Source organism: Paraburkholderia sp. BL9I2N2 (assembly GCF_004339745.1).
Lineage (GTDB): Bacteria > Pseudomonadota > Gammaproteobacteria > Burkholderiales > Burkholderiaceae > Paraburkholderia.
In genome coordinates, this window is sequence record NZ_SMGP01000004.1 from 1,088,034 (window position 1) to 1,112,148 (window position 24,115).

General features: G+C 60.2%; 22 protein-coding genes and 1 pseudogene. 15 read left to right on the forward strand and 8 right to left on the reverse strand.

The genetic code is table 11. The features are described 5' to 3' along the window. Position 1: 1 nt before the first annotated feature. Together B0G74_RS41330 and B0G74_RS41335 are read left to right on the forward strand one after the other, a co-directional pair. Positions 2 to 916: a DUF2950 domain-containing protein gene (locus tag B0G74_RS41330; protein ID WP_132383083.1), complete on the forward strand. Its 915-nt coding sequence runs from the start codon at positions 2 to 4 to the stop codon at positions 914 to 916. Then, the gene (locus B0G74_RS41335; RefSeq protein WP_132383085.1) at positions 916 to 1,257 is read left to right on the forward strand and encodes a hypothetical protein; all 342 of its coding nucleotides are present in this window, start codon (positions 916 to 918) and stop codon (positions 1,255 to 1,257) included. Before B0G74_RS41330 ends, B0G74_RS41335 begins: the two co-directional genes overlap by 1 nt. Positions 1,258 to 1,344: 87 nt before the next feature. Here B0G74_RS41335 and B0G74_RS41340 read toward each other — a convergent pair whose 3' ends face one another. Beyond that, positions 1,345 to 3,081 (reverse strand): SulP family inorganic anion transporter, encoded by a 1,737-nt coding sequence (locus B0G74_RS41340; RefSeq protein ID WP_132383087.1) that lies wholly within the window; start codon positions 3,079 to 3,081, stop codon positions 1,345 to 1,347. 37 nt (positions 3,082 to 3,118) lie between these two features. Continuing rightward, on the reverse strand, positions 3,119 to 3,934 hold the full coding sequence (gene ppk2, locus B0G74_RS41345) for a polyphosphate kinase 2 (protein WP_132383304.1): 816 nt from the start codon (positions 3,932 to 3,934) through the stop codon (positions 3,119 to 3,121). 167 nt (positions 3,935 to 4,101) lie between these two features. Here ppk2 (B0G74_RS41345) and B0G74_RS41350 point away from each other — a divergent pair, with 167 nt between their 5' ends. The 6 genes from B0G74_RS41350 to B0G74_RS41375 all read left to right on the forward strand — a co-directional run bounded on the left by B0G74_RS41350 (position 4,102) and on the right by B0G74_RS41375 (position 10,442). Further along, complete coding sequence (locus B0G74_RS41350) at positions 4,102 to 4,428, forward strand: hypothetical protein (protein ID WP_132383089.1); 327 nt, start codon at positions 4,102 to 4,104, stop codon at positions 4,426 to 4,428. A 152-nt stretch (positions 4,429 to 4,580) separates the two neighbouring features. Beyond that, a complete protein-coding gene (locus tag B0G74_RS41355) occupies positions 4,581 to 6,173 on the forward strand; it encodes a TrkA C-terminal domain-containing protein (RefSeq protein ID WP_132383091.1) in 1,593 nt (530 codons plus the stop codon). 53 nt (positions 6,174 to 6,226) lie between these two features. After that, complete coding sequence (locus B0G74_RS41360) at positions 6,227 to 7,222, forward strand: 2-hydroxyacid dehydrogenase (protein WP_132383093.1); 996 nt, start codon at positions 6,227 to 6,229, stop codon at positions 7,220 to 7,222. Positions 7,223 to 7,406: 184 nt separating this feature from the next. After that, entirely contained in the window at positions 7,407 to 8,342 is a 936-nt protein-coding gene (locus B0G74_RS41365) for an amino acid ABC transporter substrate-binding protein (RefSeq protein ID WP_243658547.1), read from the forward strand. Between the two features lie 17 nt (positions 8,343 to 8,359). Beyond that, complete coding sequence (locus tag B0G74_RS41370; RefSeq protein WP_132383097.1) at positions 8,360 to 9,700, forward strand: SLC13 family permease; 1,341 nt, start codon at positions 8,360 to 8,362, stop codon at positions 9,698 to 9,700. Positions 9,701 to 10,229: 529 nt separating this feature from the next. Further along, positions 10,230 to 10,442 (forward strand): hypothetical protein, encoded by a 213-nt coding sequence (locus B0G74_RS41375; RefSeq protein WP_132383099.1) that lies wholly within the window; start codon positions 10,230 to 10,232, stop codon positions 10,440 to 10,442. Between the two features lie 4 nt (positions 10,443 to 10,446). Here B0G74_RS41375 and B0G74_RS41380 read toward each other — a convergent pair whose 3' ends face one another. Together B0G74_RS41380 and ppk2 (B0G74_RS41385) are read right to left on the reverse strand one after the other, a co-directional pair. Next, complete coding sequence (locus B0G74_RS41380; protein ID WP_243658548.1) at positions 10,447 to 12,030, reverse strand: DUF3300 domain-containing protein; 1,584 nt, start codon at positions 12,028 to 12,030, stop codon at positions 10,447 to 10,449. Positions 12,031 to 12,317: 287 nt separating this feature from the next. Then, complete coding sequence (gene ppk2, locus B0G74_RS41385; protein WP_132383304.1) at positions 12,318 to 13,133, reverse strand: polyphosphate kinase 2; 816 nt, start codon at positions 13,131 to 13,133, stop codon at positions 12,318 to 12,320. A gap of 436 nt (positions 13,134 to 13,569) precedes the next feature. On the opposite strand from ppk2 (B0G74_RS41385), the gene B0G74_RS41390 reads away from it, so the two are divergent. The 6 genes and pseudogenes from B0G74_RS41390 to B0G74_RS41415 all read left to right on the forward strand — a co-directional run bounded on the left by B0G74_RS41390 (position 13,570) and on the right by B0G74_RS41415 (position 19,119). Continuing rightward, the gene (locus B0G74_RS41390) at positions 13,570 to 14,250 is read left to right on the forward strand and encodes a hypothetical protein (protein WP_132383101.1); all 681 of its coding nucleotides are present in this window, start codon (positions 13,570 to 13,572) and stop codon (positions 14,248 to 14,250) included. Between the two features lie 626 nt (positions 14,251 to 14,876). Beyond that, positions 14,877 to 16,334, forward strand: coding sequence for an ATP-binding protein (locus B0G74_RS41395; RefSeq protein WP_132383103.1), 1,458 nt, complete (start codon positions 14,877 to 14,879; stop codon positions 16,332 to 16,334). Further along, positions 16,331 to 16,953 (forward strand): annotated as a pseudogene (locus B0G74_RS41400) (response regulator). Before B0G74_RS41395 ends, B0G74_RS41400 begins: the two are co-directional and overlap by 4 nt. A 165-nt stretch (positions 16,954 to 17,118) precedes the next feature. Then, on the forward strand, positions 17,119 to 17,505 hold the full coding sequence (locus B0G74_RS41405; protein WP_132383105.1) for a response regulator: 387 nt from the start codon (positions 17,119 to 17,121) through the stop codon (positions 17,503 to 17,505). A 318-nt stretch (positions 17,506 to 17,823) separates the two neighbouring features. Further along, a complete protein-coding gene (locus tag B0G74_RS41410) occupies positions 17,824 to 18,585 on the forward strand; it encodes a DUF4239 domain-containing protein (protein ID WP_132383107.1) in 762 nt (253 codons plus the stop codon). A gap of 249 nt (positions 18,586 to 18,834) precedes the next feature. Beyond that, a complete protein-coding gene (locus B0G74_RS41415) occupies positions 18,835 to 19,119 on the forward strand; it encodes a hypothetical protein (protein ID WP_132383109.1) in 285 nt (94 codons plus the stop codon). A gap of 178 nt (positions 19,120 to 19,297) precedes the next feature. Here the strand turns inward: B0G74_RS41415 and B0G74_RS41420 are convergent, their stop codons facing one another. The 4 genes from B0G74_RS41420 to B0G74_RS46085 all read right to left on the reverse strand — a co-directional run bounded on the left by B0G74_RS41420 (position 19,298) and on the right by B0G74_RS46085 (position 21,694). Continuing rightward, the gene (locus B0G74_RS41420) at positions 19,298 to 20,089 is read right to left on the reverse strand and encodes a hypothetical protein (protein ID WP_132383111.1); all 792 of its coding nucleotides are present in this window, start codon (positions 20,087 to 20,089) and stop codon (positions 19,298 to 19,300) included. Positions 20,090 to 20,100: 11 nt separating this feature from the next. Next, complete coding sequence (locus tag B0G74_RS41425; protein ID WP_132383113.1) at positions 20,101 to 20,973, reverse strand: DUF2092 domain-containing protein; 873 nt, start codon at positions 20,971 to 20,973, stop codon at positions 20,101 to 20,103. 46 nt (positions 20,974 to 21,019) lie between these two features. Further along, positions 21,020 to 21,316, reverse strand: coding sequence for a hypothetical protein (locus B0G74_RS41430; RefSeq protein ID WP_132383115.1), 297 nt, complete (start codon positions 21,314 to 21,316; stop codon positions 21,020 to 21,022). Between the two features lie 210 nt (positions 21,317 to 21,526). After that, positions 21,527 to 21,694 carry a hypothetical protein gene (locus tag B0G74_RS46085; protein ID WP_165924029.1) on the reverse strand — a complete coding sequence of 56 codons (168 nt, stop codon included), beginning with the start codon at positions 21,692 to 21,694 and terminating at the stop codon, positions 21,527 to 21,529. Between the two features lie 1,273 nt (positions 21,695 to 22,967). Here B0G74_RS46085 and B0G74_RS41435 point away from each other — a divergent pair. Beyond that, positions 22,968 to 24,113, forward strand: coding sequence for an ATP-binding protein (locus B0G74_RS41435; protein WP_165924030.1), 1,146 nt, complete (start codon positions 22,968 to 22,970; stop codon positions 24,111 to 24,113). Positions 24,114 to 24,115 lie beyond the last annotated feature (2 nt).

Sequence of the window (24,115 nt, forward strand, 5' to 3'; positions counted from 1 at the left end):
CATGAAGTCATTACTACGATTTCCTGCGGCTCGGCTCGCCGCGATCGGCGGTTCAGTCGTGGTTGCGCTGGCACTCTGCTTCGGGGCGCCTCCTGCTGCATACGCGCAGACGGACTTCAAGTCGCCGGAAGAGGCGATGACGGCGTTCGGCCACGCTGTTGCCAATAACGACGAGGCAAGTTTAAGGGCTTTGCTGGGCGTCGACTTTCGGGAACTCATCCCTCCGGTCGGCGCCGAGATCCGAAGCCGCTTTCTGAAGGCCTGGGACACGTCGCATGCGATTCAGGCGACTAACAGCGAACGTGCCGACATCCTGGTGGGCAATGATGGCTGGACTCTGCCCATCCCCATCGTGAAATCGGCCAAAGGCTGGCATTTCGACACGCGCGCCGGAGTCGAGGAAATGCGCTTGCGCCGCATTGGCCGAAACGAGCTTGCGGTCATCCAGACAATGCTGGCGGTCTACGATGCGCAGCGCGAATACGCCGAGACGGACCATGACGGCAGTGGCGTGCTCGCCTACGCGACGAAGCTGTCGAGCTCGCCCGGCAAGCAGGACGGCCTGTACTGGCCAACCGGCCCCGATGACAAGCCAAGTCCGCTTGGGGCCGCCTTCGTGACGGCGGGCGCGCGCACCGGGCAGGCAGGCTATTACGGCTACCACTACAAGCTGCTCACGTCGCAGGGCCCTCACGCCCCTGGCGGGGCGTACGACTATGTTGCCAAGGGCAAGCTCTTTGGCGGCTTCGCCGTCGTTGCCTGGCCTGTTCGCTACGGGGATACCGGCATCAAGAGCTTCATGGTCAGTCACGACGGGCAGGTCTACGAGCGTGATCTTGGCCCCGACAGCGCGAAGAAAGCGGCGGCGATGCAGTCATTCGACCCCGGCCCCGGGTGGGCGCAGGTGGCACATTGATGCGCCTTCTTCTACTCGCGGCTGCCTGCGGCGTGCTCGTCGCGCTATCAGGATGCCCTTACTACGCGGTCCCCGCCGGCACGGTGGTGATGACGCCAGCCAGTTACGATCGCTCGTTTGCCGCCGCGGCAGGCGCCATGCGCGACGAAGGACTGGCCATTACCGTACAGGATCCGGCGAACGGCACTGTCGTTGGAAATTTCGGCAGCGTCATCGTGACGGCCGGCGTGCGCCAGCAGGCCGATGGGAGCGTACAGGTGCGGTTCGACTCCAGTGACGCACGCGACCCGACTTTGCTTCAGCGCATCTCGCGCAGCTACGACCGTCGCATGGGACGATGAGCGAGGCCAGGGTAGGGGCGAAGCCTCGCGCCAAGCACGCGACGTGCGGTCAATCTAACGTGTCGCTTCTCGATTTGGATGGTGGTGTTAATCGTGAGCCTGGTCGGTCTGATACCTGGCAACCGCCATGTCCATGTTGAAGAACATTCTGTCGTTCCCGAGCGTCTCTCCCAGCGGACAGCGCCGCACCATCGCGAGCACGTCGGGATTGAGACCGACGAGCCAGAGCACGACTCCCTGCTCCTCACGAATTTTCCTTTCCGCATCGGTTAGCATCTTCAATGCCGTGTATTCGAAGTCGAATACAGCAGAGAGATCGAGCACCAACACTTTCGGTCTGGGCTCGGCAATTAGCAGTCTCAGCTTCTCTCCGACGCGCATGGCATTGGCAAAAAAAATGCGTCCCTGCGGCCTCAGCATCAGTAGCCCGGGGAAGGTCTCGTCGGCGGGGTTGTCGGTCGAGCGCGGACGGAAGACGTTCGTGCCGGGCTTCCTGCCCAGCACATAAACCGGCGGGTCCGACATCTGATGAGCGAGCGCGGCCAGCGACACGATGATCGCGACGACAATCCCCTCGAGCGTGCCGACCACGGCCACGCCGACCAGCGCGACCAGCGCCCAGATGAACTCCGTGCGACGTACCTTGAGGATCTCCCGGAATTCGGCCGGCTTGATCAGTCCGATCGAATAGACGATGACCACTGCTGCCAGTGTCGCCTCCGGCATCAACCCGATGAGCGGTGCCAGAACGAGCATTGTGCCGAGCGCGGCTAGCGAGGCGACCAGTCCGGAAAGTTGGGATCGCCCACCCGAGAGCCGGTTCACCGCGGTCTGCGTCGTTCCGCCGCCAGCGGCCATGGCGCCGAAGAAAGCGCCGCCTAGGTTTGCCAGTCCCGTCGACAGCAATTCCCTGTTCGGCTGTGGAGTCGGCTCGCCGCTTTGCGCAAACGCCCGTCCTGCCGCGATGGATTCGGTAAAGCTCATGAGTGCTATGCCCAGCGCAGGGGGCCAAAGCATCGTCACCATCTGCAGATCCGGCGGCGTAAAGGGAGGCAGTCCCGTGGGGACGTGGCCGACCGTCGCCACACCATACGCCGGCAAGGCGAACAGTTTCACGGCGGCAATGCCGGCCGCCACCGCGACCAGGGGTGCGGGCGCACGGGGGAGGAAGCGCTCCATGGCGACCAGCAGAACGATCATGACCGCGCCGACGGCCACTGTTGCCCAGGACGTTTGCGGGATCTCATGAACGATGGCGAGCAGGTTGTGAAACAGCGCGCCTTTCTGAAAATGGATGCCGAGTAGCTTCGGCACCTGGTCCACGACGATGACAATTCCGATGCCGGCCTTGAAGCCGATGAGCACCGGTTCGGAAATAAAATTCGCGATGAAGCCCAACCGCAGCAGTCTCGCTACGATAAGAATCGCCCCAACCAGGCATGTCAGCGTCGCCGAAGCCGTCAGCAGGCTGGCCGGATCATTCGCGGACGCCACACCGCCGAATGCCGCCGCGACCAGGATTGCGATCGTGGTCGTCGTACTCACGCTGAGGACACGCGAAGATCCCAGCAAAGCGTAGATCAACATGGGAACGAAGGCGGTGTAGAGGCCGACCTGAACAGGAAGGCCGGCAATGGTCGCATACGCCAGTGCCTTCGGGATCACCACCGCGGCTAGCGTCAGGCCGGCAATGATGTCGGGCCTGAGCCACGCTGCCCTGTAGTCGGCAATCCATTCCGGGAAGGGCAGACGGACGCTGCCGGTCGACCGCCGTAGTTGAGGGCCATTTCGCTTTTCCCGGCGGGACGACTGTTCCTGTTTCATGGCAACGATGGCCTTCGTCTACAGTGAGCTCCCGAGGTCAGAATCGCTCAGCGATGTACTTGAACGGATAGTGCGGTTCCTCATAGCCGTCCGCTTTTTGCCGCTTGGGAAGCGTCACTTTCCTGCGGGGCATCGCCGTGTAGGGAATCCGGTGAAGCACATCGCTGATGATGTTGAGCCGCGCGCGACGTTTGTCATTCGAATTCGCCACGTACCACGGAGCGATCTCGGTGTCCGAGGCCTTGAACATTGCGTCGCGCGCACGCGAGTAGTCATACCACCGGCTATAGGATTTCAGGTCCATATCCGTGAGCTTCCACACCTTGCGCCCGTCGTGGATGCGTGCTTCAAGACGGCGGGTCTGTTCCTCGGGGCTGACTTCGAGCCAGTATTTGAGCAGGATGACGCCGGATCCGACGATCGCCCGCTCGACGAGCGGCACCGCCTTGAAGAAGCTCTGCACGTCCTCATCGGAGCAGAAACCCATCACCCGCTCGACTCCCGCGCGGTTGTACCAGCTGCGGTCGAAGATCACGACTTCTCCAGCGGCGGGCAGGTAGGGCAGGTAGCGTTGCACGTACATCTGGCTCTTTTCGCGCTCGCTCGGCGCGGGCAGCGCGACGACGCGAAATATGCGTGGACTCACACGCTCGGTGATCGCCTTGATGGTGCCGCCCTTGCCCGCGCCATCGCGTCCTTCGAAAACGATGCAGATCTTGCTGCCTGTTTGAATCACCCATTCCTGGAGCCTGACCAGTTCGACATGCAACTGGAACAACGCCTTCCGATACTCCTTGTAGGAGAGCGTTTTGTCCGCCCCGGACGGGTCTTTTTTCGCTTCTTTCTTCGCCATTACCATGTCTCCATGCGCACGTTGACCTGAGTAATTTTCCGAAGATCCCCTACCAATGTAGGCTTCGGCGTGAAGCAACGCCATACAACCTTGGTCCAATATCGTCGCCACATCGAACGCCGTATGCTGCAAGCGTCTGCTCGTAGTCGGCCGATCCGGAGGTCGCCATGTCACCGGCATGGTTCGGTTCGATCGCCGCCATCGCACCAGGCACACGCCGCTCGATGTGGCATTTCCAGCGGCTGTCGGAACACCGGGCGCCGGTGTTGCCGTATTGGAATGTTGGCGGGTTTGTTCACGGATGCGCCACGGTTTCGCATGTATCTCCGCTGGCTTGGACAGGCGATCCCATTCAGCTTGAGACCGTGCTGTGCGGTGCTCAACACTCGCTGATCGACCTGCCCGGCGCTCGGGAGGAAATTCGAAAGAGTGCGGCCATTGTCGCGCGGGGTCCCAGCATCGAACATTATTCGCTCAAGCCGGCCTTGCCCTGACCGGTGTCAGGCGCTGCCAGTATCTGTCGAGCAGCACACCGCGTGCACATGCCATGCAGACACGGCAGCCCGATGGAATCCTGAGCACGTGGGAGTAAGTTCTTCTTCGCATCGTCGCGCTATCGTGCCGGTCGTCTAACAACGAGGCCGCTATGGATACACTCAGGGCTCTGCTCGAAACTCAGCCGCTGTTTACGCTGTTCCTGACTATCGGATTGGGTTATGTCGTGGGCGAGTTCAGCATAAAGGGCGTCTCGCTCGGATCGGGCGCGGTCCTCTTCGTGGGACTGGTGATCGGAGGATTCGCGCCCAGGTCGTCGCCGCCTGCCCTTCTCGGAACCCTTGGTTTGCTGCTATTTCTTTATGGCATCGGCATCCAGTACGGGGCCCAGTTCTTTAAGGGCCTCACCAGCGCCGATGGACTGCGCGCCAATGCGGCAGCCGCTCTGGGAGTCGTTGGCGCGGGATTCGTGTCTTTGGCTCTCGTTCCGATGTTTGGCGTCAAACTCGATGAGTCACTCGGGATGTTCGCGGGCTCGGGTACCAGCACAGCAACCTTGCAGGCGATCATCGCAGCGACGAAAAGCGACGGCGCCGCTGTCGGCTATAGCGTAGCCTACCCGTTCGGCGTTGCAGGTCCCATCCTGCTCATTTACATGCTTAGCGCACTGCTAAAAGTGAAGGTCGAGCAGCCGCCGGAAAAGCTCATGGAAACCGCTGAAATCGCGCTGAAAAACGGCGCATTCATCGGTCTCAGGTTTTCCGAGTTGACGGCACGACTGCCGGCCGGTGTGGCAATCGCAGCCGTGCGTCGCGAACACCACAATCTCCTGCCGGGGGACGACCTCGTCTTGCACACGGATGATGTCCTGCTTGCCACTTCTATGGACCCCGCGGTGCTCAAGGACGCAGCCGCTCTTGTCGGAGAACTGCAGCCGGGGAGGATGACCAGTCACCGGGAGGATCTCGACTATGCGCGCGTATTTGCGTCGAGCCGGGCCGTGGTGGGGCGATCACTTCGGGACATCGCCTTCCCTGATGGCGTGATCTGCTCGATTGCTCACGTACGTAGAGGTGATGCCGACATCTTGCCCAGTTCCGACCTGATCCTCGAGTTCGGCGATCGGGTCGGCCTGCTCGCCAATCGAGCTCAGATGAAGGCGATCCGTAGATTCTTCGGCGACTCTATCAAGGGCACCGCGGAGCTAAGCTTCATCTCCATCGGCGCCGGCGCAGCCGTGGGACTACTCATCGGCATGATCCCGATCCCTATTCCGGGGGTCGGCAGGCTGACCCTCGGGCTGGCTGCGCTGCTGCTGGTTGCGCTCTACCTCGGCAAGATTCGCCGCTCCCCACCGTTCGTCTGGACCATGCCTCTCTCGGCCAATCTGGTCCTGCGCAATTTCGGCCTGACGATCTTTCTCGCCCAGGTGGGGATCGCTTCCGGGCCGAAGTTCTTTGCGACAGTCGGCGCGACCGGCATTTCGTTTCTCCTCTGTGGAGTTGCGATTCTTCTCGCACTGGTGCTGATTACAGCGTTCTTCTGCCTGTGGGTTTTCAAGCTGCCGTTTGACGCGACGGTGGGAATCATCAGCGGCGCGACGGGGAATCCGGCCATCCTGGCCTTCGCTAATCGCGTTGCTCCAACAGACAGGCCGGACGTCGGTTACGCAATGATTTTTCCTTCGATGACTATTGTGAAAATCCTGTTCGCGCAGATCGCTGTTGCATTGGTCGGCGGATAGCCGACCAGGTTTTTGGCGAAAAGCCGGACCTCCATGAAACCGGGAGACACGCGATGAAAATTGCCGTATTCAGCGCCAAGCCCTACGATCGCGAATTTCTCAATGCCGCGAACGTTGCCGAGGGCCATCAACTCAAATACTTCGACGACCCGTTAGAACTGGAAACCGTCGAACTTGCCACGGGCAATGACGCCGTCTGTATCTTCGTCAACGACACTGCGGATGCAGCGGTCCTCGACGCACTCAAGCGCGGGGGAACACGCCTTGTCGCGCTGCGCTGCACCGGCTTCAATAACGTGGATCTCAAAGCCGCCGACCGTCTCGGGGTGAAGGTGGTTCGAGTCGTGGATTACTCGCCCAACTCGGTTGCGGAGCATGCGGTTGCATTGCTGCTGGCGATCAATCGGCGGATCCACCGAGCCTATAACCGAACGCGGGATTCCAATTTTGCGCTGGACGGGCTGATGGGTTTTGATTTTTGCGGCAAGACAGTGGCCGTGGTCGGTACAGGCAAGATTGGCCGTGTCTTCACCAGGATCATGCTTGGTTTTGGCTGCAAGGTCATCGGCTACGACAAATTCCCGTCGCCCGAATTCGAGGCGTTAGGTGCCAGCTACGCGCGTCCCCTGGAAATTGGTTCGAGCGCAGACATCATTTCGCTGCACTGCCCGCTGACTCCGGAAACCTTTCACATCATCAATGCCGACAGTCTGGGCAGGGCAAAGCGCGGGGCATTGCTGGTCAATACCAGTCGTGGTGGGCTGGTGGACACCGAAGCGCTGATCGAGGCACTCAAAAGCGGGCAACTGGGAGGGGCGGCGCTCGACGTGTACGAGCAGGAAGCAGAACTTTTCTTTCGCGACCTTTCCAGCACCATCATTACCGACGATGTGCTTCAACGCCTGATCTCGTTCCCGAATGTCATCGTTACCGGGCATCAGGCGTTCCTCACGCGTGAAGCCGTGACGACAATTTGCCAAACAACCCTGCGAAGCGTCACCGAGTTCGAAACGGGCCAACCTCTTTCGAACGAAATCAGGACATCCTGAACCTCACCTCAGGCGTTCGTTCGACGATGAGGGTGAATGGAACATCGCGCACAGCATCACGCCACACGGACGGAGGGATGACGTCATGGCAACGAGAGGCCGAATCGTGAGGGCGATATGGCTGCTGCTGCTCGCTGTGATGTGCCTGCCGTCGCGAGTCGAAGCGGCGGACGGGCAAACCCTGATGATTGCGAAGGCGCGCGGTGCGCTGCGCTGCGGCGTTAGCGAGGGGATTGTCGGCTTTTCCGTACGGGATGCCGCGGGACACTGGTCGGGTATCGATGTCGACTTCTGCCGCGCCGTAGCGGCCGCCGCCCTCGGCGACCCTGCACGGGTCGCATTTGTTCCGCTCACGGCGTCAGCGCGTTTTCCGGCGCTTTTGACGGATGAGGTCGATCTGCTCGCGCGCAACACAACGTGGACCCTGCTTCGTGAGGGGGCTCTCAAGGTCCAGTTCGCAGGTGTTCTGTTTTACGACAGCCAGGCATTCATGGTGCCGGGGCGGGGCGGAGCACAGTCGCTTGCCTCACTCAAGGGTGCCACGGTGTGCGTACAGAAGGAGACGTCCACCGAAGAACATCTGCTTGCCTACTCGGCGGCGAACGGGCTCGACATCAAGCCGCTCGTGCTGAAATCCGCGATTGAAACGGAACAGGCATTCTTCGCCGGGCGTTGCAGCGCATACACGGCCGACGCGTCCTACCTGACTGCCATACGCTTGCATGCGCCAGGCGGCGCGGCATCGGTCGTCATCCTTCCGGAGCGGATCTCGAAACAGCCACTTGGCCCGGTTGTCCAGGGCGGTGACGTCTCCTGGCTGATTCTCGTGCGCTGGGTGCTGTTCACGCTGATCGCAGCAGAAGAACTGGGCGTGACCTCTGAGAACGTGCAGGAACGGATGCGCGATCCCCTTGTTCGGCAGGCGCTCGTTCCCGACGATACAGTCACCCGCGCGATCGGTGTCGAACCCGAGTGGACACTTCGGGCGTTGCGAAGCGCTGGTCACTATGGAGAGATGTTTGACCGAAACCTCGGCGCGCGCAGTCCGCTGCGGCTCGAACGCGGGATCAACGAATCGTGGACGCATGGCGGGCTGATGTATGCGCCGCCGATGCGCTGAACCCAGCGAGGCGCGTCATGAGCGAACTGCAGGTCTATATTGTCCTCGGCGTGTTCGCGACGGTCATACTGGTGATCGCGTTCAACGTGATCGATATGGCCGTCGCCGCGCTTGTCGGCGTGAGCGTTCTGATCGCGCTGCGCATACTCGACGAACAGGACATGCTGAGCGCGGCCCGAACCGCCGCGGGTCCGATCAGTCTGTTGTTCGGCGGCATGGTGGTCGCGCGCATCCTGTCATCCACGGGCCTGTTCGACCTGGTCGGCGACCTGTATCTGCGGGCCACCGGCGGAAGCGGTAAGCGCTTCCTGCTGCTCCTGATTGCGATTGTCGCGCCGCTGTGCGCGTTCCTGCCGAACGCGACCACGGTCGTTCTGCTGGCCCCCATCATCATCCGCGTGGCCGTGGCGCTCGAAGTGGACATCGTCGCTCCGATGGTGCTGACCGCCATCGTCAGCAACTCAGCCGGACTGCTCACGCTGGTCGGCGATCCGGCGACGTTCCTCGTCGGCAGTTCGATCGGCATGACGTTTGGAGAGTACCTGCGGCGCGTCAGCCTGGGCGGTGTCGTCGCCGTTGGGGTCGTGGTGCCGATGCTTCCGCTCCTGATGCGCGACATATGGCAGATCCGGCGGACCTTGCCGGCCCGTGAGCCGCGTGCGCGGCTCCAGCGGCCTATCTATGCGGGCGTGTCGCTCGTCGTGCTCGCGACGATGATGGCGCTGTTCGTGTTCGGCGAGGACTTGCCCACGCGCATCGTTCCGCCGGCGGTTGCACTGATTGCCAGCGCACTGGCGCTGCTGGTCGGCTACGCGTCCAGGGTCGAGTCTACCGATAGCGTGCTGCGGGAGGTCGACTGGAAGACACTGGTGTTCCTCGGCGCGGTTTTCTGTCTGGTTCAGGCGATGACCAGGACGGGTCTGCTTCAGGTCGTGGCACTCCAGCTCTATCAGCAATTCGGCACCCAGTTGTCGCTCGTCGCTCTGGTGATGATCGCCGGAATTGGACTGCTGTCGTCTTTGCTCGCCAACGTACCGGTTGCAGCGGCGTCCATTGTGATGGTCAAGGGATACCTGGTGGCGGCGGAGTTCGTACCCGACATTGCGTTGTCCGACCAGTTCACCCAGTGGCCGCCAGTCACCATTCCGGTGTTCGTCGGGATGATGTTCGGCGCGACGCTCGGAGGCAACGCCACACTCATCGGTGCGGCCGCGAACATCGTATCGGCGGGTATCTGCGCACGCGAAGGCAGACCCGTGACGTTCGCAACGTTTCTGCGCTATGGACTGCCTGTGACACTTGTGCAACTCGCGGCGTCCGCGCTCTACGTACTCGTGCTGGCACGGGTCTCGCACTGATACTTGCGGAACTGACCATGGGGCACGGCGGCCTCGACATCGCGTGTGGGTCCGCAGGATCTGGGCTGGATCGATTCGAGGGGCGGCCGTCTTTGTTGAACATCTGCGCGCAACGTACGCGAGGCCTCGCGTGCAGTTCACAGCCACTGCGCGTGCAACCCTGTTGACGCAGCGATCAGTTCGCGCGCGATGACCGTTTACTTCCTGGCTGCGCCGGTGACGCGTGAAGCCAGGTTCTCGCGTTGAACCTGGTGATGAGAAGTAGCCGCTGCGGTGTTCCCAACTCCGCAAGCCACGCACCGGGACTAGCCGCCCAACCCCGCAGTCCCCGGTGCTATAGTTGTTCCGTCATTCTTCTGCGATCCTGACTCCCATGTTTTGCGACGCGTGCGAGAGAATGCTGCAAAGCGCTATTCCTGCGCCCCATCCACAGTTGCAGAAATCAGACTGTTCGACGTGGCTGCGTCCACTGGGTCGCCGCCCGCTCGAAGTGTGCAGATATCGCTGTCTTCAGTGCGGGGTCAACTGGATGCTCGAAACCGACATGTCGAATGCGGGCGAGCACGAGTGGATCTGTCTTTACCATTCGTCGAGCATTCTCGAGCCAGGCAGCGCTTCGGCGCCCACTTCGCAGGTGGAAACGGATTCTCCAACAGTTGCGCGGGTGAACGCCGCTTATGCAGTGGGTCCAGAAAAGCCGTATCAAATGCTGATTCAGCTGGGATCGCTTCCCTTCGTATGACGAACTAGCGCCGGCCGCCGCCGCCGCCGCGTGCGCCTCCGCCACCGCCGCCACCACCACGGGCTGCGCCGCCCCCACGGTTATAGTTCGACGACTGCGCGCTCGCTTGCCCGCGATTGTAGTCGCGCTGCGTCGCGGTGCCTCCGCCGACGCCCTGGAATGCCGAGTCGCGGCCACCTCCCGAGTAACCGCCGCCGCTTCTGTCGAAGGTTTGTGCGTTTGACGGAGCGGCACGAGCGGACGTTTGCGCACGATTGCTCGCCGCCGCACCTCGATCCGACGCCTGTGCGCGATTGCTCGCCGCCGTACTTCGATCGGACGTCTGTGCGCGATTGCCGGCTGCGGCGTTGCGGTTGGACGTCTGTGCCCGATTGCTGGCTGTAGCACCTCGATCGGACTTGTTGGGCCGATCGCCGGCACCCGCGGTATTCGTTCGGCCTGTACGGTCGGCGGCGGTCGCGTTGTTCTGGCGACCCGTGCGATTTCCGGCTTCCGCGCGGTTGGCGACGCTCGCACGCTCGGTAGCGCCGCCGGTGCGACCGCGATAGTCGCGTCGCGCGTCGGCGCCCTGCGTACCCTTCGAGTACCTGTCACGCGTCGCGTTGTCGCGATAGGCGACACCCTGACGATGTCCCGCGTCGTGCTTCCACTTGCCGCCCTCTACCTTGGTACGGTCGAAATTGCGGTCGATGTTGGCGGCCTTATTCACGTTGATGTTGACGTCATTGTTATTCCAGTTGCAATTGCCGAAGAGTGCGCCCGCAGCCGCGATGCCGACCCCCCATGCGAACCCGGTCGCAAGAGCGGCGCCGGGGTAGTAAGCCGGATACGGCGGCCAGTAGGTCGGCGGGTAAGCGGGAGCGCTCCAGCCGCCGTAGACGACGGTTGGATTGTAGGAGGGCACGTAGACGGCCTGGGGATTGGATGGCTCGATGCGCACGATGGTTTGCGGCGTCTGGCCACCTTGTGGGCGCTGGCCGCCTCCACTCGGGGCCGGGGCTTCGACAACCACCTTCTGCTGCGCGTTAGACGTCAGGTGTCCGGCTTTTTGCGCACGCACCCTTAATCGCTGTACCGCGTCGAGCACGTCCTTTTCATTCGCAAGGAACGCATCTCCGAGCCTCTGGGTCCAGTCGAGCTTGTCGTTCATTGGTTCCAGCACCTGTGGAAATGCCACCAATGACTTCACGCTGACGTCCCACGGCTGGTCCTGCACCGCTTTCACAGCAGCTTCACCCTTCAGTTCCTTGTGCGTTTTCACCCAGCGGGCAGCATGCACGATTTCGAGCGGATAGGTCGACGCCATCAGGATTTGCGATAACAGCGAGTCGGGATAGAGCGCGATCGGCGCGACCAGCGCCTCGATTTCCTCCGGTGGAAATTGCTGGGCCTGAGGCTCGGGCGCCGAGGCTGGGAGTGGCACGGACGCTGCGGCCGCAACAGAGGCTGCAACCGGGGCAGAGGCCGGGGCTGCGGCCGGTGCTGAAGCGGGCTGCGTCTGAGCCTGCTGATCCTGTTGCTTCGATGGGCAGCCCGTCAACACGACGACGAGGCTGATGCTTAAGAGCCGTGCAATCCTTCTCGTCATGGCCGCTCTCCGTTCGTTCCGTCAGGCAGCGAGTTGTTCGTGGGCTTCAATCTCACCGAGGCGGATGATCAGGCGGATGATCCGGTGACTGGTCGCGCGCGGCTACGTTGCACTGTGCGCAGATGATGGAATACATACTGGATTAGTGCTCGCCGTACGATCGGTACAGCCGGGTCTTCCAACTGCGGACCGACCGCCGTAGTTGAGGGCCATTTCGCTTTTCCCGGCGGGACGACTGTTCCTGTTTCATGGCAACGATGGCCTTCGTCTACAGTGAGCTCCCGAGGTCAGAATCGCTCAGCGATGTACTTGAACGGATAGTGCGGTTCCTCATAGCCGTCCGCTTTTTGCCGCTTGGGAAGCGTCACTTTCCTGCGGGGCATCGCCGTGTAGGGAATCCGGTGAAGCACATCGCTGATGATGTTGAGCCGCGCGCGACGTTTGTCATTCGAATTCGCCACGTACCACGGAGCGATCTCGGTGTCCGAGGCCTTGAACATTGCGTCGCGCGCACGCGAGTAGTCATACCACCGGCTATAGGATTTCAGGTCCATATCCGTGAGCTTCCACACCTTGCGCCCGTCGTGGATGCGTGCTTCAAGACGGCGGGTCTGTTCCTCGGGGCTGACTTCGAGCCAGTATTTGAGCAGGATGACGCCGGATCCGACGATCGCCCGCTCGACGAGCGGCACCGCCTTGAAGAAGCTCTGCACGTCCTCATCGGAGCAGAAACCCATCACCCGCTCGACTCCCGCGCGGTTGTACCAGCTGCGGTCGAAGATCACGACTTCTCCAGCGGCGGGCAGGTAGGGCAGGTAGCGTTGCACGTACATCTGGCTCTTTTCGCGCTCGCTCGGCGCGGGCAGCGCGACGACGCGAAATATGCGCGGACTCACACGCTCGGTGATTGCCTTGATGGTGCCGCCCTTGCCCGCGCCATCGCGTCCTTCGAAAACGATGCAGATCTTGCTGCCTGTTTGAATCACCCATTCCTGGAGCCTGACCAGTTCGACATGCAACTGGAACAACGCCTTCCGATACTCCTTGTAGGAGAGCGTTTTGTCCGCCCCGGACGGGTCTTTTTTCGCTTCTTTCTTCGCCATTACCATGTCTCCATGCGCACGTTGACCTGAGTAATTTTCCGAAGATCCCTTACCAATGTAGGTCTCGGCGTAAAGCAATGCCATACAACCTTGGTCTAATATCGTCGCCACGTCGAACGCCGTATGCTGCAAGTCTGCGCTCGTGGTCAACTGATGAAGGCCGGTGAGGAACCACATTCGTGCCACGCGCGCGGAATGCCGCAGGGCGGGGTGGTCATCCGATCCTGATGAACCTGTACAAGCGTCACGCATCCGACAGTCAGATGAAGCGTGAATATCCGCGCTCCCCGTTCGCTACGCCGCATGGCGCGTTTTCAATTCGCGAGAGGAGGCCTCCTCGCTCAACGGCATTCGCTCGGCGCGAGGTGTCGAACGCCACGTGCCGATTCGGCAGGGTAGTGAGTACGATCAGGCGCTAACCGCAATCGGAGAGTTCATGTACGCTACTGGTCCGACGGATGAGGAAGACGTCGAAGCGCGCGAGCCGGTTCTGGATACCGTCGACCGGGTGTCGGAACTGTGTTTTGGTCTGTTTATGGCGCTGACGTTCGTCGGCGCCGTGTCGGCCGTGACAGCAGGCGAAGACGCTGGGCGAAAAATGTTCTACACGGCACTTGGCTGCAACCTCGCGTGGGGCCTGGCGGATGCTGTGATGTTTCTCATACGCACGCTGACCAATCGCGCCAGACGGCTCACACTCGCGTCGACGGTAAAAAGCGAGCCGGACGCGGCCGCCGGAGTTCGCGCCCTTCGCGACGCGTTGCCAAGATGGATCAAACCCTTGATCGCCGATACGGAACTGGAACTCATCCGCGCGCGCCTCGCTGCCGTCACTGCTTTGCCGCACCGCCCGCGCCTCGTGCGCAATGACTTCATCGGCGCGGTGGGCATTTTCTTGATCGTGGTCTTCTCGACGTTTCCGGTTGCATTGCCGTTCATCCTGTTCAGGGATGTCCCGACTGCCTTGATCGTGTCGCGTGCACTCACCCTTGCAATGTTATTTGCCAGTGGCGTGGCGCTAGGCCGCCACGCCGGCTACGGCGGATGGAAAACAGGATGCGCGATGGTTGCGCTCGGCATCGCGCTGACCATGGCAATCATCGCATTGGGTGGGTGATGCGTGGTCGGCTCCGCCGGATTGCCCAGCTCCCGCCTGATCCGCACGAGTTGAGCGTTGATCGACAATGAACGGTACCCTGCATGCACATATAGAAGCCAAGGTGCACGAATGCATCGACAGGCAAACGCATCGGGATCAATAAACTGCCTCGGCTTTACGCTCATTCATCCTCGCTTCACCTGTGGCCTGTATGGGCAACTGGTGATTGCGGTGCGATGTAACCTGCGAGACCTCTGTTCGCTATGGAAAAAAACGGTTGCGCGCGAGCGTCGTCGATATTTGAAGTTTGTCGATCCCGCGACACCGGCGCTTGCGCCATCGAACCACCTGGATGACATCGTGATAATTAACTGGGTACGAAATGAAACTATTCGGGTCTACCCTATTTGCTGATTTATGTCAGAAAATGCAGGATGCCTTGGCCTATAGTGATCCTGCCGATCGGGAAAAATGACGCAAAGTCCCCGGTAAATAATTTGCGGCGGCCTATACTAAATTACAGCTATTACCTTGCCGGATGTTCGCGGCAACTTTCGCGAAGTCAAACTAGGTCGTTGAATCCAGTAGATCAGGCGCCGCAGCCGTATTGGCTGAATCAGCGCGAACTGGGTACGGAGATACCGATGATCAATCCGATCATGCAGGGGAGAGACCGGGTGATAGACGTAGTTACAACGTCAATAGCCTGGTTCGCACAACAACGCTATTTTCTTCAAAGCTTTTCCCCCGACATACGTGCTTTCCTAACTAGTGGCGCCACGATTCGCGAACGACACGATTCTCATTCAACGACGTCGACGCAGGTCTTACTCCCATCCCTTCACTGTGACATTGGCGTGTCGAGCATGCAGGCCACGGCCGACCCCCTTGAGGATCCCGATTCGGCGCCGGGATGGAGAGGGCGTGTTGTCACATGCGTGTCGTGGTTACTGGGAGGCGGCCGCGGTACGCGCCGGATGCTCAACGCAAGGATTCCTTTGCGGGAGGCGCTTGAAATGATGCCGGTCCCGATCGTCACCGTCGACCATCGGAATCAGATCACCTTTGCGAACGCTCGAACGATAGAACTGTTCGGCTACACCAGGGAACAGCTTGCCGGCGCGTCGGCGGAGATGCTGTTCCCGATTCGTGGCGTGGGTGGCGACCATTTGGAAGTCGAAGAGCGTGGCGACGCAAGCCAAATCGCCGGCGTTTCAACGACACAGGTGCTGGTCGCGCGACGGCGTGATGGAGTCGGTTTTCCCGCGGAAACCAATACCACGAAATACACGGTTCACGACCAGGTACTGCGCATCATCGCGATATCGGATCGCAGTGCCTCCCAGGAAGTGGATCGAAACCGGAAGGAACTCGTACATCTGGCGCGCGTTTCGTCTCTGGGGGAGCTCGCCGGATCGCTTGCACACGAGTTGAAGCAGCCACTCACCGCCATTTTGTTCAACGCGCAAGCGGCACAGAAATACATGGAGTCGGAGACTGCCGACAAAGCGGAACTCCGTGGCGCGCTAGAAGATATTGTCACGGATAACCGTCGGGCAAGCGAAGTCATCCAGAAGATCCGGACATTGGCGCGGAAAGGCGATATTGAATTGCAACCGCTGGACGTCGGCGACGTCGTACGCGATATCGCTGTACTTGTGCATAGCGACGCCCTGACTCGCGGCGTTCGCACCCGCTTCGACATTTCCGAAAATCTGGCGATGGTTTGGGGTGACAGGGTTCAACTTCAGCAGGTCGTACTGAACCTGCTGTTGAACGCTTTCGATGCGGTCAAGGAGTGTGCTCCCGCGGAACGTGTGGTCGAGACAACCGTGCGCGAAGAACCGGATGGAGGAGTGCGGATTACGGTGAAAGACAATGGGCTGGGCCTGACCGTCGACAAGATGGACAAGATTTTCAGGGCTTTTTTCACTACCAAACTTCAAGGGCTCGGGCTGGGTCTTTCCATCAGCCGCACGATCATCACCGGTCACGGAGGCAGAATATGGGCGGAGAACAACAATGGCAAGGGAGCATCGTTCCACGTAACGCTGCCCCAGGGAACCGGCTTACGACAGGGCTGCGGCCCACAGTCACCATGAGCCAGCCCACAACCCGTGTTTTCGTCGTGGACGACGACGAACGGGTAGGATGCGCACTCACCCGATTGCTGCGCGCCTCGGGCTATCACGTCGAATGCTTTGACAGTCCGGAAGCGTTTCTGGATAGAACCGATCTGGCGAGCACACCCGCTTGCCTCGTTCTCGATTTGCAGATGCCCGGCATGACGGGGCTGGAGGTGCAGCACAAGCTTGATCAGCTCCTCCCCATCGTGTTTCTGACGGGGCACGGCGACGTCGTCTCGAGTGTGGATGCGATGAAAGCCGGCGCATTCGACTTTCTAACCAAGCCGGTAAGCGAATCGCTCATGCTCGCTGCGATAGATCGTGCGCTTAAGCGCGCATGTATAGAGTTTGCGAAAAGAACCCAAAGGGCGGAGATCGAGGAACGGGTTAATCATCTCACGCGCCGCGAGCGCGAAGTCATGGCGCTCGTATTGACAGGTCGATTGAACAAACAGGTTGCCAGCGATCTGGGCGCAGCCGAAAGACGATCAAGATTCATCGGGCCCGAGTGATGGAGAAGATGAAGGCGAGATCGATTGTCGAACTCGTTCGGCTCGCGGAAAAGGCCGGTGTGCACGCGGCCGACGACGAGTGATCCCCGCGCGGTCTGATCGACACCTCATACGATGCCTGTTCGGCCTCAACCACTGTGGTCGACGCTGCTAGTGGACCAAAGCCCTATATCTCATTTTGCTATCTCCCGGTAGGCTGAAGCTGCAAAAATCTACTAGCGAGAGCGATTGCGTGGTCGCATCGTAATATGGTCAATCCCAACCAAATCGTTGCTGTGGTCGACGATGACGAATCGGTTTGCCGCGCCATCAGGCGTTTACTGCAGTCTGTCGGTATAGAGGCAGAAACGTTCTCCAGTGGTGAAGAGTTTTTGGACACGCTTTCGGCGATTCCGTCATATCGGCCTTCTTGTGTGGTTCTGGATATCCAGATGCCGGGAATCAGCGGCCTGGAGGTCCAGCGTCAGCTTGCGCCGATCGGACTGCCTATCATCATGATTACCGCACACGACGAGCTTTCCGCTCGGCAGACCGCGCTTGTGTCGGGCGCTGTCGCGTATCTGCGTAAACCATTGAACGGCGCCATCCTGATCAAGGCCGTGGAAATGGCGGTAGGCGGTACGCCGCCGACCTGAAGCATTTTCATGAACCTTTGACATCTTGGCGAGCAACGTTTTCGTTTCCGCCCATCCGCTTTTCAGGTCATCCATAACAGTGACGCAGATCTAGAAAGATAGGCGCGCCACCGCAGTATGCTATTGGACCTTGGTTCAATTGCATACTGCGGTGCTGCGCGCAAGATGCGGATTGGGGGTGGGTGTGGCCGAGCTTCGTCAGTCGTGCGCTTTCATGAAACACGAGGAACGTCGGCCCACGGCAACACGGGCGCGGCAAGCGCGTCGCTTCGAAGACCGGGGCGTTTACCCCTATTATCCGGGACGGAGGATTGCAGGATGAGCCACCTCGTCGTCGCACTGATTGTATTCATCGTTGTTCTCGGCAGCGCACTAGCATGTTCCTACCTGCGCGACGTGTTGCCGCAACACCACTTAAGCGACGAATCGATCAGTATGGTGAAGCTGACGACCGGCCTTCTCGCTACTCTTGCCGCGTTAGTCCTTGGTCTGCTCATATCATCGGCGAAAGGCTCTTTCGACACGACGAACGGGGAGCTTGTACATAGCGCCGTCAACATTGTGCGTCTTGATCGCGTGCTGGCCAGATATGGACCGGAGACACGCGATATCCGCGCCCAGCTTAAACACATCACCGCTGCGTCGATCGCGTTACTCGCTGACGGTGATGCGGCACAAGTCGTGCGAATGACTGGCCCGGAGGCAATAGCCAGGACAGAAGAGTTTCAACGCCAGGTGGAATCTCTCTCGCCGCACAACGCGGCGCAAAGTCAATTGCAAACCAAGGCGCTGCAGATTGTCGATGAAGTTTACACCACGCGCTGGCTGGCATTGCTCCAGGAGAAAGCCTCCATCCCCACGCCGTTACTGGTTGTTCTGGTGGTGTGGCTGGCCATCATTTTCGGCACATTTGGCCTGTTCGCCCCTCGCAACGGTACAACGATCACCGTCCTGGTGATGGGCGCGCTGTCGGCGGCCGGCGCAATTTTCATGATCATGGAAATGAACACACCGCTCGATGGGGTAGTCAGAGTCTCCCTTGGACCCATGCGCGCCGCGCTCACCATAATCGGGCAGTAACCGCTCGATCGCGCAGGCATTTGTTCGCTGGTCACCTGCTCAAGACTCACCAGCGATTGAACCAGTGTGATGTGCGAGTTGACGTATAAGGGGGCTGAATCATCGCTGCTCGCAATAGGACTTGAGGACTCGAAGTGCAATATGCGCGGGAGTGAATGCGACTAAACTGGAATATGCATCAGTCCGGACGCATCGTCCCGTCGGGAGGAGATCGCAAGAATCTCACGCTGGTCACATCAGGAGGTGAGTATGAAGATTCTGTTCATGTTGATATGTGTAGTGGCGTCTTCGACTGCGTTCGCGGAGTGCGTCACCAACGCTCGTGGCGTGACAGCGTGCAACAACGCACAAGCGGCCGGCGGCTATAACGCAAATACGGGCAACGCGTGGAAGGCGCAAAAGAATCAGAACGGCGTGACGACGACGCAAACCAGCAAGGGTGGAGAGGCCAGGACGAAGAACGGCAAGGGTGTCTACAAGAGCCCGAGTGGAAAAACATGCTATCGCAGCGCCAACAGTCAGGGTTGCAATTAAAAATAGAAAATGGGATGCGAATGCGGAGCGGCTCATCTCAACGGACGCGGCTGCAAATGCTATGGGCGCCGCTCGCGCAACCAGCATGCCGGTCCCCCGATTCTGCCCACACAGCTGCAGCGGCGGAGGTTATCCGGATGCTTCGCGAGAGCGAGTGCACCGGGTCAGCGGCGGCAGTTTATGAGGGCGGCGGTATCACTCGGTAGTAGACGCCATTCGCACCATAGGACGGTTGGAACCACGTATTGCCGCACAAATAGTAAGTGCCACCCTGAACCTTTGGGGAGATACAGCCCGCTGGCAGCGCTGCGTAGACCGAACCCATCGCGAACTGTGTGCTGGCAACCGCGGCGGTGTTGTACGCATTGGCGCTGCCGGCTGCGACTCCGGCGTTGTATGCGTTAGATGTCGCGGCTGCCGTGTTGGCCGAAGCAATGGCGGCGCCGGCTGCTACACCGACTACTGCGCCCGCGGCGGCTGCGCCTGCTGTGGACCAGCCGCCGCAGTTGTAGCAGCCGGACCCGTAGTTATTCACGACGACGGGCGGATGGTACGCAGGATACGTCGCACCGTAGTAGGAACTGTGATAGGCCGTCGCGCCCGATGAGCTCGTGTATGTCGTGTAACCGGATCCCGTAGCGTGGGTTGCCGTGCCGCCGTAAGCGCTGGTCGCGGTGGTGCCCTGACCATATGTATGGGTCGCGGTCCCGCCGTAACGATTGGTAGCGGTCGTTTGCCCCGATCCTTCCTGGTGGGTCGCAGTACCGCCATAGCGGCCGGTTGCGGTCGTGCCTTGCCCGTATGTGTGCGTTTCGCTGCCACCCCAGGCATTGCTGCGGGTTGTGGAATCCGAACCGGGCGCGTGCGATGTGCTACCTCCGCGATAGTTCGCATGCGACCACGCGCCGGCTGGATCGGTGACGAGCGCCGCAACGAGCACACTCAGGAGACGGATGACGACGGTCTTCATGATGCGTGTCCTTATTGGGTCCCTGGCGGCTTCGTCTTTGGCGGCGGCTTCATTCCTGGGGCGTCGGTCTCGTCCGGGCGCGCGAACGCGATGCGCGCCGCACCGGTCGCTTTGGCCGAAGCAAAGGCATCCGCGGGGACGGTCACATCGAGCTGCCAGTTGGACAGTTCCAGCACGTGACGCAGCCTGGTCCGGTCGTTAAGGTAGACGGCATAGATGCGCCGCGGCAGTTTGTCCTGCGTGCCGATCCAGATCTGCACGAACACATCCCCGGTGATATACGCGACCATGTCTGTCGTCGTATCGCCGACCACGCGCGATTGACCAATATAGAAAGCGACCTTCAGTCCGTCGGCAATGTCCTTATAGGGATCCGCGACGACCACATCGGTAAACGGGAAATAAATCGCGGCGGAATCGTAGGCGAGCTGTAGCGCGGCGTCGATCGTCGGTGGCGCGTCGGCGACGGCAACCAGGTTTTCCGCCGGCTCGAACGCCATCATCGCCTTGCCGTCGTAATAGAACTCAGAGGGCGGCCCGTCGCCGAGGGTGATGACCTTGAGCTTGTCCGGCCGCTGCAGTGTCACCTCCGATCTGGTCGAATAGACGAGGGGAGGACCGAGGCGGCTCGGACTCTCATAGGAGACGACGGCCGTGAATGCCATCGATCGGGCGGCGGCCAGGCGGGCGCACGCCGCTTTGAGCACCTCGATCGCGCGTGGTTCGAGTCCTGTCTGGAACGCCAGAGCGGCAGCCTTCGCGGGCCTGGCCGCTGCCTTAGCCGTGTGCTGCGTTTTCTGTGGCTGCTGGGTGTGGCCGTTCGCGATCATGCCCAGGCCAAGCGCGGCGACGGTCACGCAGCACAGGAATTTCGCGTAGGTCATCGTGGCCTCGATGAGTAGTCCAGTTCAGCGGCATACCCGGCGATGATCACGGGATCATGCCGCACTCGAACATCTTGCTGGCAATCGGCGCAGCCACCTTGTCGATGAACGCGGCGCGCATCTGCGGATCGCTGCGGAGCAGTTCTACGGCCTGTTGTTCCTTCTCCGGCTTGGGCCGGCCTTTTTGCTGGGCCTTTTCCTGCCACAACTGCTCGCATGACGATTGCTGATATTTTTGAACGAGTTTGCCGGCAACCATATCCAGAACCGGGTATTGCGCAGCTGCGGTACCCGCGAACAGCAGCGCCGGTGCGATCGCAAAGCATAAGAGACGCTTGTTCATGACATCGCCCTCACATAGCCATCAAACGGTTATCAGCGAGGAAAAGTGTCGCGACCACCGCTTTCGTAACACTGACCTGGTTCCTGATTTCCGCAGGCCGAGCTCTGGAAAGGGCAATCAAACGCGCGTGCCCAAGAGACAGAATAGGGGACCCGTGCGGACACCGATATTGAACCTTGGTCTAACGTGTGTGCGCAATCCGCTGCCTTGTCACACGTGCCCGAACGTGACCGATCGGGTCGGTGCGTTCAGCGAAGCCGGCGTTGCCAGGGGAAACATCGGGATGTCACTCGCTTCGCAGCAATGCATGTCGACTTCGAATCGCGCGATGCCCAATTCACGCAGGCACGACTGAATGGTTTTGAGGCGCTTGAACATGCGCGCCGCTGCGCTGCCACCGGCCCGTCATACTCGCTAGCCACTTACTTCGGTTGACGGGGGACGTCGAGGTAACAGGGTGGGCCTTCGTCATGACTGTCCCAAGGCGGGAATACCTTGTAGCAACCGTACGGCATCGGGCATGGGCGAGCAGACTGATTCGCAATCAGCCATAGAGTAATAGAGCAATGGCGCATGACCCGTTTCGTCCTGCTCGGCGTGCCTTTATCAAGCGGTTCTCCGTGCGGATGCAATCGCCGCTAGCGGGACCTCGTCGCTGCACATAACATCAATGCTGAATCTAATTGTTTTCTTTTCCCGTTCCGACGTATGCAGGTTTACCAGTAACGTGCGGATGCCGGGGCAACACAGGTCCTTGCTGATTCGAATCTCACGTCATTCAGATTACAAGCGACGGCGCGCGTGAACAACTGCCCTTTGGTTCAATCCAGGTGTTGTTTCAGTGTTAGCGAATCGGTATTTTATTGCATCGTTTGAAGAATGCACAAACTCGACATTTACTAATGCTTGCATCAGGACTACGATTGATTTACCGGCCAGTTCTATGTCGTGTGTAGTAGTTACCTGGCTAGTCATACGGCTGGCCATGCGTGCGTTGTCTCCTGCGCTGGCCGATTTCACCGAATCGTCGCAAGCGACCTGCTGTAGAAGTGACGGACCACAATCTGGCGAACACGCTGCCTGAAAAAACTCGTTGGCGAGCGAATCACGATCCTGACTTTCCGGCCTGCTGCACATTTACGTAGCGGCGAAATCAGCCTTCGGGTCAGGCGCGTTATCTCTCGTCGAAATCCAGAGCGAGCTTTTCCGTCAGCCCATCTCTCGGCGCAAGCTCTTGAGAGGAATCCCGGTCATGAGCATCGTCATGCCAGCGATCATTGTTCTGGAAACCGCCATCATTCTGTGGCTGTTGATGGTGTTTGCCAGTCGCCGGCGAATTGCGCTAACAAGTCGTAGTCTTAAACCGCCAAATCTTGCGGATTATGTCGAGCGCGCGATGGCGTGTCTGGCTGCGATGCGTCCGCAGGTTTTCACAATGTCCGCTGGTGCCGGTTCGCGCGACGTCATATCACGAACCGGTTCGTCGGCAGAGAGGCGCGTGGAGCAGCATCAAATGGCGGAAGAAGCGAATTCACCGGAAGCAGGTCAGCGTGCACGCGCGGGGCGTCCGATAACGGAGAGGGACCATGCCGCGGCTTCCGCACGACCGGTTCGGCGCCAGTCTCATGAAAGTGGCGGACGATCCGCAGGGTTGGACGATTCTCACGTGCTCGTGATGGAAAAAGGAAGCGGCGAAGCGTACTTTCGCGAGGCGCTCGCGCTTTTGCCTATTTCGATTCTGATGCTCGACGAGCGTGGCCGGATTTTGATGGTCAATCCGCAAACCGCCCGGCTGTTTGGATATGAATGCGACCAGTTGATAGGCAAGCCAGTTGGGCTGCTCGTGCCCGCTTTGCGTGCCGACACCGATGTTCCGCTCAGAGCCGACTTGTTCGCATTGCCGGAATCTCATGAAAGGACGCCATTGCGCGAGTTGTCTGCGCGGCGCAACAATGGCACGGAATTTCAGGTGGAGATCAGTCTGAATGCGTTTCGCTTCGACGACGGCAGCGTAACGCTCGCAATCATCGTCGACAGAACCGAGCGATACGAGCTGGAGCGCAACCGGCGGGATCTCGCGCATCTGACGCGCGTGTCCACAGTGGGCCAGCTTACGGCATCTCTGGCCCATGAACTGAACCAGCCGCTGACGGCGATCCTGAGCAACGTGCAGGCCGCGCAGCGCTTTCTCACGGCGGACCCCATCGATCTGGATGAAGTGCGAGAGATCCTGAACGACATCGTACAGGCTGACTATCGCGCGAGCGAGGTGATCCGGCGCATTCGCGCGGTCGTCAAGAAGGGCGATCTGGAAGTCGTATCACTCGATCTCGCGGGCATCATTCGCGACGTGGTCCTGCTGGTACGCGGCGACGCGATCGTGCGTGGCACGCGCGTGACGCTCGACGTCGAGGACGATCTGCCGCCCGTGCGTGGCGACAAGGTGCAGTTGCAGCAGGTCATGCTCAATCTCCTGCTCAATGCGTTCGACGCGATGAACGATATGCCGCCCGTCGACCGCGTAGTGTCGGTGACGCTCATGCGCGAGAGCAGCAATACGATTTGCATCGCCATCAGGGATCGCGGCCATGGACTGACTGTCGACAAGCTGGACAAGATCTTTAAGCCATTCTTTACGTCAAAACCCCAGGGTCTCGGGTTGGGATTGTCGATTAGCCGCACCATCATCGACATGCACCACGGACGACTCTGGGCTGAAAACAACATTGACCGAGGCGCGACATTCTTTGTCACATTGCCTGTTGGGAATGCGACGGAGCAGGATGAGTCGCGATAGAA

Coding starts and splice junctions, on each gene's coding strand:
- B0G74_RS41330 (WP_132383083.1), top strand. CDS start 2: ATGAAGTCATTACTACGATTTCCTGCGGCTCGGCTCGCCGCGATCGGC.
- B0G74_RS41335 (WP_132383085.1), top strand. CDS start 916: ATGCGCCTTCTTCTACTCGCGGCTGCCTGCGGCGTGCTCGTCGCGCTA.
- B0G74_RS41340 (WP_132383087.1), bottom strand. CDS start 3,081: ATGAAACAGGAACAGTCGTCCCGCCGGGAAAAGCGAAATGGCCCTCAA.
- ppk2 (WP_132383304.1), bottom strand. CDS start 3,934: ATGGCGAAGAAAGAAGCGAAAAAAGACCCGTCCGGGGCGGACAAAACG.
- B0G74_RS41350 (WP_132383089.1), top strand. CDS start 4,102: ATGTCACCGGCATGGTTCGGTTCGATCGCCGCCATCGCACCAGGCACA.
- B0G74_RS41355 (WP_132383091.1), top strand. CDS start 4,581: ATGGATACACTCAGGGCTCTGCTCGAAACTCAGCCGCTGTTTACGCTG.
- B0G74_RS41360 (WP_132383093.1), top strand. CDS start 6,227: ATGAAAATTGCCGTATTCAGCGCCAAGCCCTACGATCGCGAATTTCTC.
- B0G74_RS41365 (WP_243658547.1), top strand. CDS start 7,407: ATGATTGCGAAGGCGCGCGGTGCGCTGCGCTGCGGCGTTAGCGAGGGG.
- B0G74_RS41370 (WP_132383097.1), top strand. CDS start 8,360: ATGAGCGAACTGCAGGTCTATATTGTCCTCGGCGTGTTCGCGACGGTC.
- B0G74_RS41375 (WP_132383099.1), top strand. CDS start 10,230: ATGCTCGAAACCGACATGTCGAATGCGGGCGAGCACGAGTGGATCTGT.
- B0G74_RS41380 (WP_243658548.1), bottom strand. CDS start 12,030: ATGACGAGAAGGATTGCACGGCTCTTAAGCATCAGCCTCGTCGTCGTG.
- ppk2 (WP_132383304.1), bottom strand. CDS start 13,133: ATGGCGAAGAAAGAAGCGAAAAAAGACCCGTCCGGGGCGGACAAAACG.
- B0G74_RS41390 (WP_132383101.1), top strand. CDS start 13,570: ATGTACGCTACTGGTCCGACGGATGAGGAAGACGTCGAAGCGCGCGAG.
- B0G74_RS41395 (WP_132383103.1), top strand. CDS start 14,877: ATGATCAATCCGATCATGCAGGGGAGAGACCGGGTGATAGACGTAGTT.
- B0G74_RS41405 (WP_132383105.1), top strand. CDS start 17,119: ATGGTCAATCCCAACCAAATCGTTGCTGTGGTCGACGATGACGAATCG.
- B0G74_RS41410 (WP_132383107.1), top strand. CDS start 17,824: ATGAGCCACCTCGTCGTCGCACTGATTGTATTCATCGTTGTTCTCGGC.
- B0G74_RS41415 (WP_132383109.1), top strand. CDS start 18,835: ATGAAGATTCTGTTCATGTTGATATGTGTAGTGGCGTCTTCGACTGCG.
- B0G74_RS41420 (WP_132383111.1), bottom strand. CDS start 20,089: ATGAAGACCGTCGTCATCCGTCTCCTGAGTGTGCTCGTTGCGGCGCTC.
- B0G74_RS41425 (WP_132383113.1), bottom strand. CDS start 20,973: ATGACCTACGCGAAATTCCTGTGCTGCGTGACCGTCGCCGCGCTTGGC.
- B0G74_RS41430 (WP_132383115.1), bottom strand. CDS start 21,316: ATGAACAAGCGTCTCTTATGCTTTGCGATCGCACCGGCGCTGCTGTTC.
- B0G74_RS46085 (WP_165924029.1), bottom strand. CDS start 21,694: ATGTTCAAGCGCCTCAAAACCATTCAGTCGTGCCTGCGTGAATTGGGC.